The 17,163-nt window shown below is 69.3% G+C and carries 19 protein-coding genes, 1 other RNA gene and 1 pseudogene; 6 read left to right on the plus strand and 15 right to left on the minus strand.

Annotated features, from left to right (window positions below; translation table 11 throughout):
• Positions 1-58: 58 nt before the first annotated feature.
• Positions 59-1,897, plus strand: a complete 1,839-nt coding sequence (locus ACIQ3R_RS00765) for an ABC transporter transmembrane domain-containing protein (protein WP_397413952.1) — start codon at positions 59-61, stop codon at positions 1,895-1,897.
• Positions 1,898-2,006: 109 nt separating this feature from the next.
• Here ACIQ3R_RS00765 and recR read toward each other — a convergent pair whose 3' ends face one another.
• From recR to ffs, 4 genes are all read right to left on the minus strand, one after another.
• Entirely contained in the window at positions 2,007-2,609 is a 603-nt protein-coding gene (gene recR / locus ACIQ3R_RS00770) for a recombination mediator RecR (RefSeq protein ID WP_397413954.1), read from the minus strand.
• 124 nt (positions 2,610-2,733) lie between these two features.
• Positions 2,734-3,060 (minus strand): YbaB/EbfC family nucleoid-associated protein, encoded by a 327-nt coding sequence (locus ACIQ3R_RS00775; RefSeq protein ID WP_397413957.1) that lies wholly within the window; start codon positions 3,058-3,060, stop codon positions 2,734-2,736.
• Between the two features lie 6 nt (positions 3,061-3,066).
• Positions 3,067-4,863: a DNA polymerase III subunit gamma/tau gene (locus tag ACIQ3R_RS00780; RefSeq protein ID WP_397413959.1), complete on the minus strand. Its 1,797-nt coding sequence runs from the start codon at positions 4,861-4,863 to the stop codon at positions 3,067-3,069.
• Between the two features lie 18 nt (positions 4,864-4,881).
• An RNA gene (gene ffs / locus ACIQ3R_RS00785) (signal recognition particle sRNA small type) lies at positions 4,882-4,980 on the minus strand.
• 52 nt (positions 4,981-5,032) lie between these two features.
• Between ffs and ACIQ3R_RS00790 the strand changes: the two genes are divergently transcribed.
• Positions 5,033-6,409 (plus strand): MATE family efflux transporter, encoded by a 1,377-nt coding sequence (locus tag ACIQ3R_RS00790; RefSeq protein WP_397413961.1) that lies wholly within the window; start codon positions 5,033-5,035, stop codon positions 6,407-6,409.
• Here the strand turns inward: ACIQ3R_RS00790 and ACIQ3R_RS00795 are convergent.
• Both ACIQ3R_RS00795 and yghU read right to left on the minus strand, forming a co-directional pair.
• Positions 6,387-7,151, minus strand: coding sequence for an SDR family oxidoreductase (locus ACIQ3R_RS00795; RefSeq protein WP_397413963.1), 765 nt, complete (start codon positions 7,149-7,151; stop codon positions 6,387-6,389). The genes ACIQ3R_RS00790 and ACIQ3R_RS00795 overlap by 23 nt on opposite strands.
• A 145-nt stretch (positions 7,152-7,296) precedes the next feature.
• Positions 7,297-8,145: a glutathione-dependent disulfide-bond oxidoreductase gene (gene yghU / locus ACIQ3R_RS00800; RefSeq protein WP_397413966.1), complete on the minus strand. Its 849-nt coding sequence runs from the start codon at positions 8,143-8,145 to the stop codon at positions 7,297-7,299.
• 123 nt (positions 8,146-8,268) lie between these two features.
• On the opposite strand from yghU, the gene ACIQ3R_RS00805 reads away from it, so the two are divergent.
• From ACIQ3R_RS00805 to ACIQ3R_RS00820, 4 genes are all read left to right on the plus strand, one after another.
• A complete protein-coding gene (locus ACIQ3R_RS00805; RefSeq protein ID WP_397413968.1) occupies positions 8,269-8,841 on the plus strand; it encodes a NifU family protein in 573 nt (190 codons plus the stop codon).
• Positions 8,842-8,851: 10 nt separating this feature from the next.
• The gene (tsaB, locus tag ACIQ3R_RS00810; RefSeq protein WP_397413992.1) at positions 8,852-9,487 is read left to right on the plus strand and encodes a tRNA (adenosine(37)-N6)-threonylcarbamoyltransferase complex dimerization subunit type 1 TsaB; all 636 of its coding nucleotides are present in this window, start codon (positions 8,852-8,854) and stop codon (positions 9,485-9,487) included.
• A 35-nt stretch (positions 9,488-9,522) separates the two neighbouring features.
• Positions 9,523-9,939, plus strand: coding sequence for a GNAT family N-acetyltransferase (locus ACIQ3R_RS00815; protein WP_397413971.1), 417 nt, complete (start codon positions 9,523-9,525; stop codon positions 9,937-9,939).
• A gap of 68 nt (positions 9,940-10,007) precedes the next feature.
• Positions 10,008-10,379 (plus strand): Fur family transcriptional regulator, encoded by a 372-nt coding sequence (locus tag ACIQ3R_RS00820; protein WP_397413994.1) that lies wholly within the window; start codon positions 10,008-10,010, stop codon positions 10,377-10,379.
• Between the two features lie 47 nt (positions 10,380-10,426).
• On the opposite strand, the gene rimM is transcribed toward ACIQ3R_RS00820, so the two are convergent.
• From rimM to ACIQ3R_RS00865, 9 genes and pseudogenes are all read right to left on the minus strand, one after another.
• Entirely contained in the window at positions 10,427-10,942 is a 516-nt protein-coding gene (rimM, locus tag ACIQ3R_RS00825; protein ID WP_397413973.1) for a ribosome maturation factor RimM, read from the minus strand.
• Between the two features lie 8 nt (positions 10,943-10,950).
• Entirely contained in the window at positions 10,951-11,469 is a 519-nt protein-coding gene (gene rpsP / locus ACIQ3R_RS00830; protein ID WP_397413975.1) for a 30S ribosomal protein S16, read from the minus strand.
• Positions 11,470-11,493: 24 nt separating this feature from the next.
• Positions 11,494-13,017: a signal recognition particle protein gene (gene ffh / locus ACIQ3R_RS00835; protein ID WP_397413977.1), complete on the minus strand. Its 1,524-nt coding sequence runs from the start codon at positions 13,015-13,017 to the stop codon at positions 11,494-11,496.
• A 213-nt stretch (positions 13,018-13,230) separates the two neighbouring features.
• Positions 13,231-13,911 carry an HTTM domain-containing protein gene (locus ACIQ3R_RS00840; protein ID WP_397413979.1) on the minus strand — a complete coding sequence of 227 codons (681 nt, stop codon included), beginning with the start codon at positions 13,909-13,911 and terminating at the stop codon, positions 13,231-13,233.
• On the minus strand, positions 13,908-14,351 hold the full coding sequence (locus ACIQ3R_RS00845) for a hypothetical protein (RefSeq protein ID WP_397413982.1): 444 nt from the start codon (positions 14,349-14,351) through the stop codon (positions 13,908-13,910). The genes ACIQ3R_RS00840 and ACIQ3R_RS00845 overlap by 4 nt, the downstream gene beginning before the upstream one ends.
• A gap of 44 nt (positions 14,352-14,395) precedes the next feature.
• A complete protein-coding gene (locus ACIQ3R_RS00850; protein ID WP_397413984.1) occupies positions 14,396-15,256 on the minus strand; it encodes a dienelactone hydrolase family protein in 861 nt (286 codons plus the stop codon).
• A 63-nt stretch (positions 15,257-15,319) separates the two neighbouring features.
• Entirely contained in the window at positions 15,320-16,240 is a 921-nt protein-coding gene (locus ACIQ3R_RS00855; RefSeq protein WP_397413986.1) for a cyclase family protein, read from the minus strand.
• A 65-nt stretch (positions 16,241-16,305) separates the two neighbouring features.
• Complete coding sequence (locus tag ACIQ3R_RS00860) at positions 16,306-16,965, minus strand: lysoplasmalogenase family protein (RefSeq protein WP_397413989.1); 660 nt, start codon at positions 16,963-16,965, stop codon at positions 16,306-16,308.
• Positions 16,962-17,163, minus strand: a pseudogene (locus tag ACIQ3R_RS00865) (nitroreductase); the annotation flags it as partial. The gene ACIQ3R_RS00860 and the pseudogene ACIQ3R_RS00865, both read right to left, overlap by 4 nt.

Here is a 17,163-nt window from a genome sequence, read left to right on the forward strand (position 1 = left end):
TGAAAAACGAAGCCGCGCGTATAGAGAACCGCGCGGACAAACGCAAGATGCGAGACCGATGAGCGAGCCGGGCGAGGCGGCGGAGGGCCGCCCAAGCACCGGCCAGGCGCTGGCCCAATCCTTGAGTGAAGCGGGCGCCAAGCGTAGCCGCAGCCGCAACGTGGGGGCGCTCCGCAGGCTCGGGCCGTTCCTGGCGGCTCACTGGGGCCGGGCGGCGGCGGCGGGCGTCTTTCTGCTCACCTCGACGGGCGCGACGCTTGGAATGACCGGCGCGATCCGGCTGGTGGTCGACCATCTGACCGACGCGGGCCTGACCGCCGCTGACGTGGACGGGCGATTTCTGGTGGTCGCCGCGGTGGCCGGGGTTCTGGCGCTCTCGACCGCGTTCCGGTTCTATTTCGTCACCAGCCTTGGCGAGCGCGTGGTGGCCGACCTGCGCAAGGCTGCCTACGGCCACATCGTTACGCTGGACCAGGCCTACTTCCTCAAGACCCGCACCGGCGAGGTCCTTTCGAGGCTGACCACCGACATCGCCATCGTCGAGAACCTGCTGTCCACCTCGATCTCGATCGCACTGCGTAACCTGTTGACCCTCATCGGCGCCTTGATCCTGCTGGTGTTCGTCAGCCCAAAACTGACCGGCCTGGTGCTGCTGACGTTTCCATTTGTGCTGGCGCCGCTGTTCCTGTTCGGACGCCGGGTCCGGAAACTGACCACCTCGGCTCAGGACCGGTTCGCCGACGCCATCGGCTCGGCTGGCGAGAGCCTCGATGCGCTGGAGACCGTTCAGGCCTTCGGCCGCGAGCGCGCCGCCGCCACCCGCTTCGGCGCGGCTGTGGAGACCGCCTTCGCCGCTCAGCTCAGCCGCATCACGACCCGCGCCCTGATGACGGCGGCGGTCATCGTGCTGGTTTTCGGGGGCGTGGTCGGGGTGTTCTGGCTCGGCGTCCACGCGGGACTGCGCGGCGAAATTTCATGGGGCGCGCTCTTCCAGTTCGCGTTCCTGTCGGTGATCGCTGCCGGATCGGTCGGCGCTCTGGGCGAAACCTGGGGCGATGTGCAGAAGGCGGCGGGCGCCATGGAGCGGGTCGGCGAGTTGCTGGACGCGAGGCCCGGCGTCGCCCCGCCGGCCCATCCGACCGGTCTGCCGACGCCGGCGCGCGGCGAACTGGCCTTCGAGAACGTGACCTTCGCTTACCCCGGCCGGCCCGACCTGCCGGCCCTGTCGGATTTCACGCTCCGGGTCCGGCCCGGTGAACGCGTCGCGCTGGTGGGCCCCTCCGGTGCGGGCAAGAGCACGGTCTTCCGGCTGTTGTTGCGCTTCTATGATCCGGATGCGGGCCGGGTGACCCTGGACGGCGTCGACCTTACGGCCGCCGATCCGGCCGAGGTACGGGCGCGCATGGCGCTGGTGGCCCAGGAGAGTCCGCTGTTCTCCGGCTCGGCCGCCGAGAACATCCGCTTCGGCCGCGAGAGCGCCAGCGACCTGGAGGTCGCCGAGGCCATCCGCGCCGCTCAGGCCGAAAGCTTCCTCGCCGCCCTGCCTCAGGGCCTCGACACCCCGGTGGGCGACCGGGCCAAGACGCTTTCCGGCGGTCAACGCCAACGGCTGGCCATCGCCCGGGCGTTGGTGCGCAAGGCGCCGATCCTGTTGCTCGACGAGGCGACCAGCGCGCTCGACGCCGAGAACGAACACCTGGTGCAGCGGGCGCTGGATGAGGCCATGAAGGGCCAGACCACGCTGGTCATCGCCCACCGCCTGGCCACCGTGCTCAAGGCTGACCGTATCGTTGTGATGGACGCCGGCCGGGTGGTTGACGAGGGAACCCACACCGACCTTGTGGCGCGAGGCGGACTTTACGCCAGGCTGGCGGCGCTGCAGTTCGAGGCGGCCTAGAGCCTTTCCCGTTCAGATGGATTCATTTGAACGCAGTGAGGAAGGCGCGAAGTCTAGAATTCCGAGCGTCGTCCGTCCGAGAGCCCGTTCCCACAATCTGCAAGGGGCTCTAGGCCGGGCGGCGCGCCCGTAGAGCCTGGGTGAGCGTGCCGTCATCAAGCCAGTCGAGTTCGCCGCCCACCGGCACGCCGCGCGCCAGCGAGGTGACCGAAACCCCCGCGTTGGCCAGCCGATCGGCGACATAGTGGGCCGTGGTCTGGCCATCGACGGTGGCCGGCAGAGCCAGGATCACTTCCCGCACGGCGGCGTCTGAAGCGCGCGCGACAAGCTCGCCCACCCGCAGCGCCTCGGGGCCCCGTCCATCGAGCGCTGAAAGCAATCCCCCCAGCACATGATAGCGACCCCGGAACGCCGCCGCCCGTTCCAGCGCCCACAGGCCGCCCACCTCTTCCACGACGCAGATCAATGCGGGGTCGCGGGCCGGATCGGCGCAGATCGCGCAGGGGTCGCGCGTGTCCAGAGCTCCGCAGGTCGAGCAGACCCGCACCGTCCGCGCAGCCTCGGCGAGGGCGTCAGCCAGGGGAACCAGCATCTGGTCCCGCCGCTTCAGCAGCGCCAGCGCCGCGCGTCTGGCCGACCGCGGTCCCAGCCCCGGCAGCTTGCTCAGGAGCGCGATCATCCGCTCGATCTCAGGTCCGGCGGCGGCGGCCATCAGAGTGACGCGCCCCCTCCACCGCTTCGCGGTCCCCCTCCCCCGATAGGGGAAGACTGGAACGTTTCCGTTGCTCCCCCTCTGGGGGAGCTGTCGGCGAAGGCGACTGAGGGGGCAGCGGCCATCAGAACTTCGGCATGCCGGGGATGTTCAGGCCGGCCAGGGGCCCGGCGGCTTCCCGCATCACCTCCGCCTGCTTCTCGTCGAGGCGGCGCTTGGCGTCGGCATAGGCGGCGATGATCAGGTCGGCCACCACCTCGCCTTCACCGGGCGCCATGAGGCTTTCGTCGATCACCACGCCCGACATCTCGCCGCCGCCGCTCAGCGTCAGCTTGACCATCCCGCCGCCGGAGGTTCCCTCCACGCGGATCTCGGCGATCTTCGCCTGAGCCTCGGCCATGCGCTGCTGCATGGCCTGGGCCTGCTTCATGATCGCGCCCAAGTCCTTCATCGGCTCTCAGTCCTCATCGTCATCTTCCGTCGCTAGCGGCGTCACGGGTTCGGGCGCCAGGGTCTGGCGCACGCTCAGGATTTCCGCGCCCGGGAAGGCGGCCATCACTTCGCGCACGAAGGGATCGGCCTCGACCTCGGCGCGCACCTCGGCGGCCTCGCGCTTCTGGCGTTCCCACAGGCTCTCCGCGCCGCCGCCGCCCTGGGTCGAGAGCAACCACCGCTCGCCGGTCCACTCCTTGAGGCGGCCGACAAGCCGCTGGGCGAGATCGGTCGGAGCGCCGGGCGCGGGCTCATACTCCAGCGCGCCGGGCCGGATGCTGATCGGCCGGATGAAGCGCTCGACGTCGAGCTTCAAGGTGATGTCGCGCCGCCGCTCGATCAGCGCCAGCAGATCCTCGAAGGTATTGAGGGCCGTGGCGGGCTCTGTCGCCGGCCTTGCGATCGCCTGCGTGGCCGGGGCCGACCGCGCCACCGCGGAGACCGCGCCGCCGCCGCTCGCCGCCATGCCTCCCCCGCCGCCTAAAGGGCCGCCGCCCGGAAGGGCCTCGCCGGCCCTGAGCGCCTTCAGCGCCTCCTCGGGTCCCGGCAGGTCGGCGGCGTGGGCGAGCCGGATCAGCGCCATGTCGACCGCCGCCGCCGCATCCGGGGCGCGCCGTGACTCCTCGTGCGCCCGCAGCGCCAGTTGCCAGATGCGCGCCAGCCCCGGCGCCGAGACCGCCGCGCCGACCGCAGCGAGCCGCTGGGCCTGATCTTTGGGCAGCACCAGCGCCTGGGGGCCCACCGCCTTGGCGACCGAGGCGCCATGAATGTGATCAAGCAGGTCCAGCATGACCTGATCAGGGCTTGCGCCGAGCGCGTACAGCCCCCGGAAGGTCTCGATGGCCGGTCCCGCCTCGCCGCGCATCACCTGTTCGAAGAGGCCGATGGTCTGGGCGCGGTCGGCCAGGCCCAGCATGTCTCGGATGGCCGCGGCGCTGACCGTCTGGCCCGGGTCGGCCTGGACGATGGCCTGATCCAGCATCGACTGACCGTCGCGCACGCTGCCCTCGGCGGCCCGGGCGATCAGCATCAGTCCCTCGGCCTCGACCCGCGCGCCCTCGGCCTCGCAGATCCTCTCCAGGTTCTTGACCAGCAGGTCGGGCTCCACCCGACGCAGATCAAACCGCTGGGTGCGCGAGAGGATCGTCACCGGCACCTTGCGGATCTCGGTGGTGGCGAAGATGAACTTGGCGTGCGGCGGCGGCTCTTCCAGCGTCTTCAGGAGCGCGTTGAACGCACCTGTCGACAGCATGTGCACTTCGTCGATGATGTAGACCTTGTAGCGGGCCTCCACCGGCGCATAGCGGACCGAGTCCGTCAGTTCGCGGATGTCATTGACGCCGGTGCGGCTGGCGGCGTCGAGCTCCAGCACATCCATGTGCCGGCCCTCGATGATCGCCCGGCAGTGGCGCCCTTCCTCGGCAAGGTCGAGCGAGGGGGCATGGATCGTGTCGGTCTCGTAGTTCAGCGCCCGCGCCAGCAGCCGCGCGGTGGTGGTCTTGCCCACCCCGCGCACGCCGGTGAGCATGAAGCCGTGGGCGATCCGTCCTGAAGCGAAGGCGTTGCGCAGCGTGCGCACCATCGCTTCCTGGCCATAGAGGTCGTCAAACGTGCGCGGCCGGTACTTTCGCGCAATGACCGTATAGGCGGCCGAGCCCTCGCCGGGCCCTGCGGCGCCGGGCGGCGGCGCGTCGCCGAACATGTCGCCGGTCGCGGGATCGCGCTCCGGCGGCTCGGCCTCGTGTGTGTCTTCGTCCGCCATCGGCGCATGTAACGGGAAAGGTGGAGACCGGACAACGACCCGGAGCGAAACTCGTTGTGGCTGCTGCCTTCCGGCCCTGACCAAGTTGGCGAGGACTCTGTCCGCCGCCGATCTCCGGTGGCGCATATGGCGGATGGCGGACGCTGGGGCAAGGGCGTTAGCGTTGGGCATGACCGCCCCGCCCGCGCCGCATCCCCTGCTGACCGCTCCCGTGGCGGCGACCCTGGCGAGGCTGGCCGCGCCCAACCTGATCGGCATGCTGGCGACCACCGCGGTGGCGATCGCCGAGACGGCCTATATCGGCGCGCTGGGCGCCGAGCCGCTGGCGGCGGCGGCGCTGGTCCTGCCGTTGATCATGCTGATGGGGATGATGAGCGGCGGGGCGATGGGCGGCGGGGTTTCCTCCGCCATCAGCCGGGCGATCGGTGCGGGAGACATCGCCTATGCCGAGACGCTGGCGCGGCACGGCGCCGTGATCGCGGTCTGTGGCGGGCTCGTCTTCACCCTGGCGCTGACCCTGTTCGGCGGGCCGATCTTCCATCTCCTGGGCGGGCGCGGCGAGACACTGTCGCTGGCCATCACCTATGCAGGCGTCGTGTTTGCGGTCGCCGTGGCGTTCTGGCTGGTCAACATCATGGCCTCGGTGATGCGGGCGGCCGGCGATATGGGCCGGCCCTCGGTGGTGATGATCGCCGGCGCCGCGCTGCAGGTCGTGGTCGGCGGCTCGCTCTGCTTCGGCTGGGGGCCGGCTCCTCAGTTGGGTCTCATGGGGGTCGCCCTGGGCCAGGCGCTGACCTCGCTTTTGTCCATGGTGGCCTTCTACCTGCTGCTGAGTTCGCCCCGTGCAAAGGTGCGGCTGAAGGTGATCGGACCGCTGCGACGCGAAGCCTTCGCCGACATCCTCAGGGTCGGCGCGCCGGCCATGCTGTCGCCGCTGCAGACGGTGGGCGCGATCCTGATCCTCACCGCCATCGCCGCGCGGTTCGGCACCGAGGTGCTGGCCGGTTACGGGATCGGCTCGCGGCTGGAGTTCCTGCTGGTGCCCATCGCCTTTTCCGTCGGCGTGGCGGCGCTTCCCATGGTGGGCATGGCCATCGGCGCCGGCGACGTCGCCAGGGCGAGGCGCGTGGCCTGGACGGCGGGCGCCATGGGCGGCGCGGGGCTGGGCGCGCTGGGCCTCCTGCTGGCGCTTTTCCCAGGTCTCTGGGTCAGCGTCTTCACGCGCGATCCGGGCGTCGCGGCGTCGGCGGAGACCTATCTCCGTTTCGCCGGGCCCGCCTTCGTGTTCTTCGGCCTGAACCTCTCGCTCTACTTCGCCTCGCAGGGCGCGGGGAAGATCGGCGGACCGCTGCTGGCCGGCACGCTGCGACTGATCGTCATCGCGCTGGGCGGCTGGTTCCTGGTCTCCACCGGCGCGCCGGACTGGACCCTGTTCGCCCTGGTCGCCGCGGGGATGGTGACGGCCGGAGCCGCCACCGTCGCCTTCGTCGCCATGACGCCTTGGGGGCCAAAGGCGCCCGCCTCTACCCCGCGAAGCGCCGGTTGAGCTTGCGCATGCCGCCGATCCAGCGGCCGTAGTCGTTGGTCTTGTTGCGCATGTAGGTCAGCACCTCGGGGTGGGGCAGGATCAGGAACTCCTCCCGCTCCAGGCAGCCGACCACGCACTCGGCCAGCACCTCGGGCTCCATCATGCCGTCGATGGAGGCGACGCCGTCAGGATTGCCGGCCGTCATGGCGGTCTTCACCGCCTGGGGACACAGCACCGAGACCTTGATGCCCTGGTCGCCGTGGGTGATCGCCAACCATTCGGCGAGGCCCACCGCCGCGTGCTTGGTCACCGCATAGGGCGCCGAGCCGATCTGCGACAGGAGGCCCGCCGCAGACGCGGTGTTCATCAGATAACCGCCGCCGCGCGCGGCCATCAGCGGCACGAGATAACGGGCGGCCCAGACGTGGGCCATGACGTTGATGTCCCAGATCCGCTGCCAGGCGTCGTTGGGCGTCTCGGCGCCGCCGCCGGTCCCGATGCCGGCGTTGGAGCAGAAGAGGTCGATGGGTCCGACCTCGGCTTCGACCGTTTCGATCAGGTCGCGGATGTCCGCCTCGCGCGACACGTCGGTCTTGAAGGCGCGGCCGCCGACCATCTCGGCCGTGGCCTTGGCCCCCGGTTCATCCCGGTCGGCGCAGACGATGGCCTTGGCGCCCTCGGCCGCGAACCGCACGGCCAGAGCGCGTCCGATGCCGCTCGCCGCCCCGGTGATGACGATGATCTTGTCTTTGAGTTCCATTCGATCCCCCTGTGGATTTGGACCACGGAACTCACAGAACTCACGGAATTGAAACGACGACGCGCTCGGAAATCCAGAACAACACCGACGACCCGAGAGGGTCGGTGATTTTCGTGGTCGATTTCTTCCGTGAGTTCCGTGGTTCCTAGCCGTTGAGCACTTTGTCGATGTCGGCCGCGTCGTGGCGTTCGAGCAGCGCCTTGTCGCCCTGGGCGCGGTTGACGATGCGGCCGCGCTTCACCGCCTCGCGGGCGCCGATCTGTTCCGTCCAGCGCTGCAGGTGCTTGTAGTCCTGAACCTGCAGGAACTCGCCGCTCTCATAGGCCCCGCCCTTGGCCAGCAGGCCGTACCAGGGCCAGACCGCCATATCGGCGATGGTGTAGTCCTTACCACCCAGGTACTCGCTCTCGGCCAGACGGCGATCCAGCACGTCGAGCTGTCGCTTGGCCTCCATGGCGAAGCGATCGATGGCGTATTCGATCTTGGTCGGCGCATAGGCGTAGAAGTGGCCGAAGCCGCCGCCGATATAGGGGGCCGACCCCATCTGCCACATCACCCAGGAGAGGCACTCCGCCCGCCGCGCCCGGTCGGTCGGCAGGAATTCGCCGAATTTCTCCGCCAGGTACATCAGGATCGAGCCGGACTCGAACACCCGCACCGGCTCCGGCTCGCTGCGATCGAGCAGCGCCGGAATCTTGGAGTTCGGGTTGATCGCGACAAAGCCGGAGCCGAACTGGTCTCCCTGGCCGATATTGATCAGCCAGGCGTCGTACTCCGCGCCCTTGTGGCCGAGCGCCAGCAGCTCTTCCAGCATGATGGTCACCTTGACGCCGTTGGGCGTGCCCAGGGAGTGCAGCTGCAGGGGATGCTTGCCGACCGGCAGCTCCTTGTCGTGGGTCGGGCCCGCGATCGGCCGGTTGATGTTGGCGAAGCGACCGCCGCTTCCCTTGTTCCAGGTCCAGACCTTGGGTGGAACGTAGGCGTCTTCGGACATGCAGGTCTCCCTATGGCGTGACGGCTTTGCCTGACGATGTGGCCTATCCGGGGCTCCGACGCCAGAGGATCTGATCTTGGGGGCCGGCTTGCGTTTACCGGCTCGGCGCGCCACATCGAGCCCATGTTTATCCAGACCGAAGCCACCCCCAACCCGGAAGTGCTGAAGTTCATCCCCGGCCAATCGGTTCTGGGCGAGGGCGCGCGCGACTTCCGCGATCCTGACGACGCGCGGGCCTCGCCGCTCGCAGCCGAGCTGTTCGCCATCACCGGCGTCACCCGCGTCTTCTACGGCCCTGACTTCATCACCGTGGGCAAGCACGCCTCGGTCGACTGGCCCTATCTGAAAGCGCCGATCCTGGCGGCGATCATGGATCACTTCACCTCGGGCGGCCCCCTGCTGACCGAGGGCGGCGTGGATGATGATGGCCACGCCAACGACGTCTACGAGGGCGACACCGCCCAGATCGTCGCCGAAATCAAAGATCTGCTCGACACCCGAATCCGCCCGGCCGTGGCCCAGGACGGCGGCGACATCCTGTTCAACCGCTTCGATGTCCAGACCGGCGTGGTGTGGCTCAATATGCGCGGCGCCTGTTCGGGCTGTCCCTCGTCGTCGGCGACGCTGAAGGCCGGGGTCGAGAACATGCTCAAGCACTATGTGCCCGAGGTGACCGCCGTGGAGCAGGCGCTCTAGCGTTCCGATGATCATCCTGGCGCTCGACACCTGCCTGGGCGCCTGCTCGGTCGCGCTGGACTCGGACGACCGTCTCCTCGCACACGCTTCCGAAACCATGGCGCGCGGGCACCAGGAACGACTGGCCCCGATGGTCGAACGCGTACTGGCCGAAGCGGGTTTGTCGCCGGGCGTGGTCACCCGTGTAGCGGTCACGGTCGGTCCCGGCTCGTTCACGGGATTGCGGGTCGGCATCGCCTTCGCCAAGGGCTTCGCCCAGGCGCTTGGGGCCGGGACGGTGGGCGTCGGGGTGCTGGAGGCTCTGGCGGCTGAGGCCGACGGGCTGGTCTGCGCGGCCATCGATGCGCGCCGGGACCAGGTCTATCTGCAGGTGTTTGAAGAGGGCGTCCCGCTTATGGCGCCGGACGTTCTGCCCATCGGAACCGCCGCCGCGCGGCTGGCCGAAATCACCCGCGGACGAACCTTGGCGTTGGTGGGCTCCGGCGCGGCGCTGTTGGCCGACGCCGCGCCGGGCGCTCGGATCATTCCCGCCGAGGGCTGTAACGCTCGGCGCGTGGCGCGCATCGCCGCCGCCCGCGACACCGGTCCGTTGATCCCGCTCTATCTGCGGCCCCCGGACGCCAAGCTCCCGGCGGCGCGGGCGTGAGGATCGACCCGGCAGGACCGGAGGCGGCCGGGACCATGGCCGCGATCCATGCCCTGGCCTTCGACCGCCCCTGGAGCGCGCCCGAGATCGCCCAGATGCTGGCCAGCCCCGGCGTGCTCGGCTTTCTGTGTCATCAGGAGGGCCCGGCCGGTCTCCTGATCCTGCGCCTGGCGGCCGGCGAGGCCGAGATCCTCACCATCGGGGTTGCGCCCAGGGCCCGACGGCGCGGGATCGGGCGCGAACTGATGATCACCGCCGTGGGTGCGGCGCGCGGACTGGGTGCGGAGGCGGTCTTTCTCGAAGTCGATGACGGCAACGCCGCCGCCATAGGGCTCTACGGCGCCCTGGGATTCGGCGCCGTCGGCCTTCGGCGCGGCTACTATGATCGGGGCGCTGCGGGCCGTTCGGATGCGCGGGTGATGCGTCTCGACCTGACGCCGCTCTGCGACTAGACCTAACCTCAGCCGAAGGGAGGCGCGCGGTGTCGGATCGGATCGAGAAGCTCTGTCTCGCGAAGAACATGCGGATGACCGACCAGCGTCGGGTCATCGCGCGCGTGCTCTCCACCTCCAGCGATCATCCCGACGTCGAGGAACTGCACCGCCGCGCCCATGCGGTCGACCGCAACATCTCCATCGCCACGGTCTATCGCACCGTGCGCCTGTTCGAAGAGGCGGGGATCATCGACCGGCTCGACTTCCGCGACGGGCGCTCGCGCTATGAGGAGCATACAGGCGACCATCACGACCACCTGATCGACATGAAGACCGGCCACGTGATCGAGTTCGTCGACCCCGAGATCGAGGCCCTGCAGGAAGCCATCGCCCGCAAGCTCGGCTACCGGCTGGTGGATCACCGCTTGGAACTCTACGGCGTGCCGATCGAGGAGTAGAAGCCCGTCGGTCCTTCCCGCAGTCTTCGTTTCGGGAAGCCCCCTGCCTACTCCGTTTCCTCCGGCGGGACCGCGACAATCCGGCGCTCGGCCAGTCGCACCTCCGGAACAGCCTCCCGGGTAAACGGCAGCCACCAGCTGGCTCCGGCGGCAGGTTGCACTTCAAGCAGGTCGCCGGCCCCGAAATCGCGCACGGTCCTGACGACGCCGAGGTGCGCCCCGTCGGGCGCCTCGACCGCGAGCCCGATCAGGTCGGTGACATAGAACTCGTCTTCGTCTGGCTCTGGGAGGGCCGCCCGGGAGACATAGAGCTCCAGGCCGCGCAGCTTCTCAGCCGCCTCGCGCGTCGGAACCTCCGCGCAGCGCGCCACCACCCCGCCCTTGACCGGCCGGCCGGACAGCAGGGTCAGCCCCACCGAGCCGTCGGCGCGCTTCAGATCGCGATACCCGATCAGCGCCTCGGGCGCGGCGGTGAAGCTGGTCAGGCGGACTTCGCCGCGCACCCCGAAGGCGCCGGCCACCCGCCCGACCAGAACAAGAGGGGCCAGGATCAGTTCTGTCATGGCCCGGATCAGGCCTTGGCTTCGTCCTCGGCGGGCGCTTCAGCGGTCGCGGCCTCAGCGGGCGCTTCTTCAGCGGCGGCTTCCACCGGCGCGGCCTCTTCGGCGACGGCCTCGGCAACCGGCTCTTCAATCACCGGCTCTTCAGGCGGCGGCGGCGGATTGGCGGCGGCTTCCGCAGCGGCGGCGGCGCGGTCGGCCTCACGCTGGGCGCGCTCCTCGGCGCGTTCCTTGGCCTTCTGGCCGGGCTGACCCTTCTTGGGGTTGGATCCGGCTTCCCACTTCACCACGCCCACCTTGCCCAGTTCACGGGCGACGCGGTCGGTGGGCTGGGCGCCCTTGGCCATCCACTCCTGGATGCGCTCAACCTTGAGCACGACGCGATTGGGGTCGTCCTTCTTCAGGAGCGGGTTGTAGCTGCCCACCTTCTCGATGAACCGGCCGTCGCGGGGCGAGTGGCTGTCGGCGACGACGATCGAGTAGTAGGGGCGCTTCTTGGCGCCGCCACGGGCGAGACGGATCTTCAGCATTGGTCTTGGTCCTTGGTCTGAAAGCTATTTCTTGAAAGGGTTGAAGCCGGGCGGCCGGCCGCCGCCCAGGCCGGGCAGGCCTGGAAGCTTGGGCATGCCGCCGGGCATGGACTTGAGTTTCGCGGCCATTTCCTCGAGCTGCTGCGGCGTCGGTTGCGCGCCGCCGCCGGCCATCTGGCCGAGCTGACCCACATCGAGGCCGCCCGCGCCGAGCATCTTGGCCATCTGGCCGAAACCCTTGCCGCCGTTCTTGCTCATGGCCTTGAAAGCGTCGGCCATCTGCCGGTGTTGCTTCAACAGCCGGTTCACCTCGGCCACGTCGACGCCGGAGCCCGCCGCGATCCGGCGCTTGCGCGAAGCCTGGAGGATGTCGGGCTTGCGTCGCTCGGCCTTGGTCATGGACGAGATGATCGCGACCTGGCGGTCGAACATCTTGTCGTTGAGACCGCTGTCGGCGATCTGGCGCTTCATCTTCTGCACGCCGGGCAAGAGGCCCATCATGCCTTCCATGCCGCCCATGCGCTTCATCTGCTGAAGCTGCTCGGCCATCATGTCGAGGTCGAACTGGCCCTTGGCCAGCTTGCGGGCGGTGGCCTCGGCCTTGGCCATGTCGAGGTCGGCGGCGGCCTTCTCGACCAGCGCCACCACGTCGCCGCGGCCCAGGATTCGCCCGGCCACCCGCTGGGCGTCGAACACGTCGAGGCCGTCGATCTTTTCCGAGACGCCGAGGAACTTGATCGGCAGGCCGGTGACCGCCCGCATCGACAGCGCCGCGCCGCCGCGCCCGTCGCCGTCGGCGCGGGTCAGCACCAGGCCGGTCAGCGGCAGGCGCTCGTGGAAGGCCTTGGCGGTGCGCACCGCGTCCTGGCCGGTCAGGCTGTCGGCCACCAGCAGGGTTTCCGACGGCGTCGAGATCTTCGCGATCTCGCTCGCCTCGGCCATCATCGCCTCGTCGATGGTGGTGCGACCGGCGGTGTCGAGGATCAGGATGTCGAAGCCCTGCAGCTTTGACGCCTGCATGGCGCGACGCGCGATGTCGGGAGCCGACTGGCCGGCGACGATCGGCAGGAAGCTGGCGCCGGCCTGCTCGGCCAGCATGCCCAACTGCTCCATGGCCGCCGGACGGCGGGTGTCGAGCGAAGCCAGCAGCACCTTCTTGCGGTCCTTGACCAGCTTGAGCGCCAGCTTGCCCGCCGTGGTGGTCTTGCCCGAGCCCTGGAGGCCGGCCATCAGGATCACGGTCGGCGGGTTGAGCGAGATGTTCAGGCTCTCGGGCTCGCCCGTCCCGCCCAGCATGTCGACCAGGCCGTCATAGGTGATCTTGACCACCTGGTCGGCGGGTCGCACCGAGCGGATCACCGCCTCGCCGGTCGCGGCCTCCTTGGCCTTGGCGATGAAGTCGCGGACCACCGGCAGCGCCACGTCGGCCTCGAGCAGCGCGACGCGGATCTCCCGCATCACCTCCTCGACATCCTTTTCCGACAGCACGCCGCGCCCGGAGAGCCGGTCGAAAACCCCTGTCAGCCGATCTGTCAGCGCGTCGAACAAAGTGCTCTCCGATGGCCCAAACGCAGTCAGCCCCCGTGCACGATTGCGTGGACGGGGGTCCTCGCCGCCCTCGTCCCGAGCTAATCGGGGGTCGTGGCGGTGGAGGGCGCTGACCGAGGTTGCGCCGGAAGCGCGGGCTTATGCGGGAAAGGCGTGCGGAGGTCAAGGAAACGGAGGCCGCGCGCTCGCCAACCGGCGCCGACCGCCCGTCCCTTACATCAGACGGTCCTGCAGCCAGAGTATCGCGGGATAGACCGCCAACCATGTCCAGAAGAACCGGTTGAGGCCGAAGAGGGCGGCGTTGGCGAGATGGAAGACGGCGGCGATCACGAGGCCGGCGATCAGGGCCTCTTGGGACAGCAGGGTCAGCGGGAAGGCCAGTTCGAACAGGATCACCGCCCAAGACATGACCAGGAGCGTCCTGGGCCGGCCGGCCCATCCACGCAGGTCCTCGCTGACCGGATAGGCGGAGAATGCGAATACGTCGGCCAACGCCCGGCCGGAGCGCCAATCGGGGTTGATCAGCTTCACCCAGCCGGAGATGGCGTAGGACAGCACCAGCTGGAGGCCGAGATAGCCGAAGATGACTTCGCGCCAGGCCGGCGTCGGCGCGAGCTGCGACAAGGTCAGACAGAACAGCGCCAGCAGGCCCATGCGGTCGCTGCCGCCGTTGTAGGGGCCCTGAAACCGCCAAAGGATGGCCAGGGACAAGCCGCACAGAGCCACAAGCGGCCACGGCTGCGCGAGGTCCGCGATCAAGGCCAGGCAAAGCACCGTGCGTGCGCCGAACAGCACGCGCTCGCTCCGCGTTCCGCGCAGGTGTTCCAGCCCCTGCTGGATGAGGGCCAGGGCCAGCAGCAATTCGGTGAGGCGGGCCGCCGACTCGAGGCTCATCGGACCGCGATGTCCGCCCACCGGCGCGGCGCCGCGCGGAACTGCTCCTGGCCGACGATCTCAACGCCCTGGCGCTCCAGAAAGACGAGGCGAAAGGTGAGCCAGGGCGCGGCCTCGGGATCGCCCCCGAGGCTGCCCCGAAGATCGGAGGCGATGCGCCGGAAGATCTCATCCTGGCTGTGCTGGGTCGGCTGATCCACCAGGCGCTCGGCGCAGCTGACCAGGAAGAGGGACTCGTTCCAGCGTGGGTTCCAGAACAGCCGACCGAGCATCGCCAACAGTGCGACGCGGGCGGGCCGCGGTCTGAACGCCTGCCAGGCCGCGACCGAGTCGGGCGAGGCCAGCATCGCGAACTCGATGCGCGGCGATGGCGCGATCACATCGAAGAACCGCCAGGATGGAATTAGCGCCGGCAACAGGAGTGCGAGCGGCCTCAGCATGACCCGCCGCCCAAAATCCCCGGCGCCCCGATCTACGCCAACCGCTACAAGTGCGCCTTGTAGAGCTTCAGCAGCTCCGCCCAGGCCTTCTCCGCGGCGGCCTGGTTGTAGACCGGGCTGCCCGGCACGCACCAACCGTGATTGGCCCCGGTATAGACCTCGACGGTCGCCGTGCGGCCGGCGGCGGCGAAGGCGGCCTTGAGCTGGTCCTTCTCGGCCGGGCGCTGTTTGTCGTCATTGTCGGCGGTGGCCACCAGATAGGCGGCGCGCGAGGACGCGATGCCCAGGTGCGGGCTGCTCGGCTCGGTCGTCACCAGCGCCCCGGAGTGGAACGAGGCCGCCGCGCCCACCCGGCTCGGCGACAGCGCCGCCGTGCGGAAGGTCAGCGGGCCGCCCATGCAATAGCCCTGAACGCCGATCTTTTTCTTGCGATCGGTCTGGGGCTGGGCGTCGAGGAAGGCGATATAGGCGGGCGCGTCGCGATCCACGGCGGCGGCGTCGAGCTGGGCGCGCATGGGGGCGATCTTGGCCCGGTCCTCGGGGCTCGCGAAGTTGAACGCGCCCTCGAACACGGGGGCCTTGCGGGTCCGGTAGTAGAAGTTGGGCACGAGCACGACGTAGCCCTCGGCCGCCAGTCGCCGACCCATTTCGCGGAACACGGGCCTCAACGACAGGAAGTCGCACCAGATCAGCACGGCGGGCCACTTGCCCTTGCCTTCCGGGTGGAACAGCGCCGCGTCGGCCAGACCGTCGGGCGTCTTCACCTGCACGTCCGTCTCGACCACGGCGGCGGCGTGGGCCGAGGTCGCGACGCCGGCCGCAGCTGCGACCGCCAGAAGTCCGAAGCCGCGCCGCGACAGGGTAGGGTCTTCCACCAGGCCGACATGGATGTCGTCGTCACACATGGGAGGTTCTCCTTGGATCGGTCCGACCAGTCTTGGCCGGCATGTTTCGGGCGGATTTCAGAGCTAGCGAATGGCCACCGGATTGATCACCACCTGCACCGTGCCCTGGAACCGGGGCTGGCCCAGGACGAACAGGAACTCCTTCACCCCGTCGGCCGCCAAGGGCGCGGTGTTCAGCGATTCCAGAATATGGACCCCGTGCTTGGCCAGCAGCGCCTGATGCACGACGAACGGGCGGTTGGGGTTCTCGAACGGGATCGCCTCCAGCGCGATGGTGTCGGCGCCGATCGCCACCACGCCCTGGCTTGCGAGCCATTCGGCGCCCTCAAGGCCAAGGCCCGGCTCCGTGGCCTGATACGCCGCCCGGTCCGTCGACGCCTTGGCCATCCAGCCGGTGTGGAAGATCAACACGTCGCCCTTGCCGATCGTGATCCCCTGCGCCGTCATCGCCGCCTGGATGTCGGCCCGGTTGAACGCCTTTCCGGCCTCCGGCGGCTTGCCGTAGTGGCGCACCATGTCGATCAGCACGCCCCGCGTGACGATGGGCGGCACGCCGGCCAGATCGAGTCCGAAGCCCTTCTCCGTATTGAGCTCCGCCGCCGTACGCCCGTTGTAGTAGCGGTGGTTGATGCCGAGATGGCCCAGGCCGTCCATCTGGCTGCCGATGCCCATGCTGGTGGTCACCTTCTCGTCATAGGCGGTGACCAGGCTCTCGCCGACCGGCGCGGGCAGGGGCTGACCGGGCGCGGGGATGCGCTCGATGCTGTACTTGCGGTCGCCATAGACCGGGGTTTCAGGCCCCGTCGGCACGCCCAGGGCATAGACCTTGCCGGTCTTCACCAAGGCCGCTGCGCGCTTCACGCCTTCAGGCGAGAGGTTGTTGACCGCGCCGGCCATGTCGGCCGCGCCGTACTTGGAAGGATACCAGCTGTCCTGTGCGAGACCTGGCGAGGCCATCGCCAAGGCGCCAAAAAGTCCGATCAAGCCTGCCCGCATCGCCATCCTCCCAGGATCATTTTCCGCACCGTGTCACGGCTCCGCGCTGGGAGCTAGCGGTTGGCGATCCGCCGTACGCCGCCGAGCGCAATCAGGGTCTGGCCGGCGAAGTAGAGACCCCAGACCGCGAGGCCCATCGGCAGGATGTCGAGGGCGGGGCGACCCGCCCGGGCGAAGACCAGCAGATCGGAGACCACGAACATCAAGGCGCCGGCAGCAGTCAGCGCGCGGGGAAAGCGGCTCAGCCACGCGATCGCCGCCATGGCGCCAAGGCCGGCCGAGTAGAGCGCCACGCCCGGCGCCAGCGCCCGGTCCGCCGCGAGCGCGAACGAGAAGCCCGCCACGGCGATCACAAAGATCAGGCCGCCGACGAGGTCCGCGCGCGACAGATCAGCTCGGCGGTGGCGCGCATAGAGAGCGATCGCCACCCCATGCCCAGCCAGGAACGCCAGAGCTCCTATGACCAACCCATGGGTCTCCAGCAACACGTCGCCCATGGCGCCGAAGGCCAGCAGCAACGCCAGCCAGCGCCCATCCCGGCCGGGCGCGGCGAGCAGCGCCCAGAGCGCCAGCAGCGTGACGCCGGCGCCCTTCCAGACCACGAAGGCCCAGTCCGGCAGAGGCGGCGGCGCGCCCACCGCCAGAGCGACAGGCGGGGCGAGACCGTAGCTTACCCCGGCCAGCAACGCGGCGAAGAGAACCCAGCGGCTCAATCGAAGCCCTTAAGTTCGGCCCAGGTCTCCAGCGGATCGCGTGTGGATCGCCAGCCGTTGATGGGATGCTCCGCATCGCGGTAGCCCAGCGCCATTCCGGAAAACACCATGTGATCGTCCGGAAACCCGCAGGCGCGCGCCACGGTCTTGGGATAGCGCGCCCAATACTCCTGGGCGCAGGTGTCCAGCCCTCGCTCG

Origin of the sequence: Phenylobacterium sp. (genome assembly GCF_044371015.1) — a bacterium.
Classification (GTDB): Bacteria; Pseudomonadota; Alphaproteobacteria; order Caulobacterales; family Caulobacteraceae; genus Phenylobacterium.

What these genes read in the sequence shown, in the direction of transcription:
- ACIQ3R_RS00765 (WP_397413952.1), top strand. Translation starts at nt 59, where the DNA reads ATGAGCGAGCCGGGCGAGGCGGCGGAGGGCCGCCCAAGCACCGGCCAG.
- recR (WP_397413954.1), bottom strand. Translation starts at nt 2,609, where the DNA reads ATGGCCGCCGCCGCCGGACCTGAGATCGAGCGGATGATCGCGCTCCTG.
- ACIQ3R_RS00775 (WP_397413957.1), bottom strand. Translation starts at nt 3,060, where the DNA reads ATGAAGGACTTGGGCGCGATCATGAAGCAGGCCCAGGCCATGCAGCAG.
- ACIQ3R_RS00780 (WP_397413959.1), bottom strand. Translation starts at nt 4,863, where the DNA reads ATGGCGGACGAAGACACACACGAGGCCGAGCCGCCGGAGCGCGATCCC.
- ACIQ3R_RS00790 (WP_397413961.1), top strand. Translation starts at nt 5,033, where the DNA reads ATGACCGCCCCGCCCGCGCCGCATCCCCTGCTGACCGCTCCCGTGGCG.
- ACIQ3R_RS00795 (WP_397413963.1), bottom strand. Translation starts at nt 7,151, where the DNA reads ATGGAACTCAAAGACAAGATCATCGTCATCACCGGGGCGGCGAGCGGC.
- yghU (WP_397413966.1), bottom strand. Translation starts at nt 8,145, where the DNA reads ATGTCCGAAGACGCCTACGTTCCACCCAAGGTCTGGACCTGGAACAAG.
- ACIQ3R_RS00805 (WP_397413968.1), top strand. Translation starts at nt 8,269, where the DNA reads ATGTTTATCCAGACCGAAGCCACCCCCAACCCGGAAGTGCTGAAGTTC.
- ACIQ3R_RS00815 (WP_397413971.1), top strand. Translation starts at nt 9,523, where the DNA reads ATGGCCGCGATCCATGCCCTGGCCTTCGACCGCCCCTGGAGCGCGCCC.
- ACIQ3R_RS00820 (WP_397413994.1), top strand. Translation starts at nt 10,008, where the DNA reads ATGCGGATGACCGACCAGCGTCGGGTCATCGCGCGCGTGCTCTCCACC.
- rimM (WP_397413973.1), bottom strand. Translation starts at nt 10,942, where the DNA reads ATGACAGAACTGATCCTGGCCCCTCTTGTTCTGGTCGGGCGGGTGGCC.
- rpsP (WP_397413975.1), bottom strand. Translation starts at nt 11,469, where the DNA reads ATGCTGAAGATCCGTCTCGCCCGTGGCGGCGCCAAGAAGCGCCCCTAC.
- ACIQ3R_RS00840 (WP_397413979.1), bottom strand. Translation starts at nt 13,911, where the DNA reads ATGAGCCTCGAGTCGGCGGCCCGCCTCACCGAATTGCTGCTGGCCCTG.
- ACIQ3R_RS00845 (WP_397413982.1), bottom strand. Translation starts at nt 14,351, where the DNA reads ATGCTGAGGCCGCTCGCACTCCTGTTGCCGGCGCTAATTCCATCCTGG.
- ACIQ3R_RS00850 (WP_397413984.1), bottom strand. Translation starts at nt 15,256, where the DNA reads ATGTGTGACGACGACATCCATGTCGGCCTGGTGGAAGACCCTACCCTG.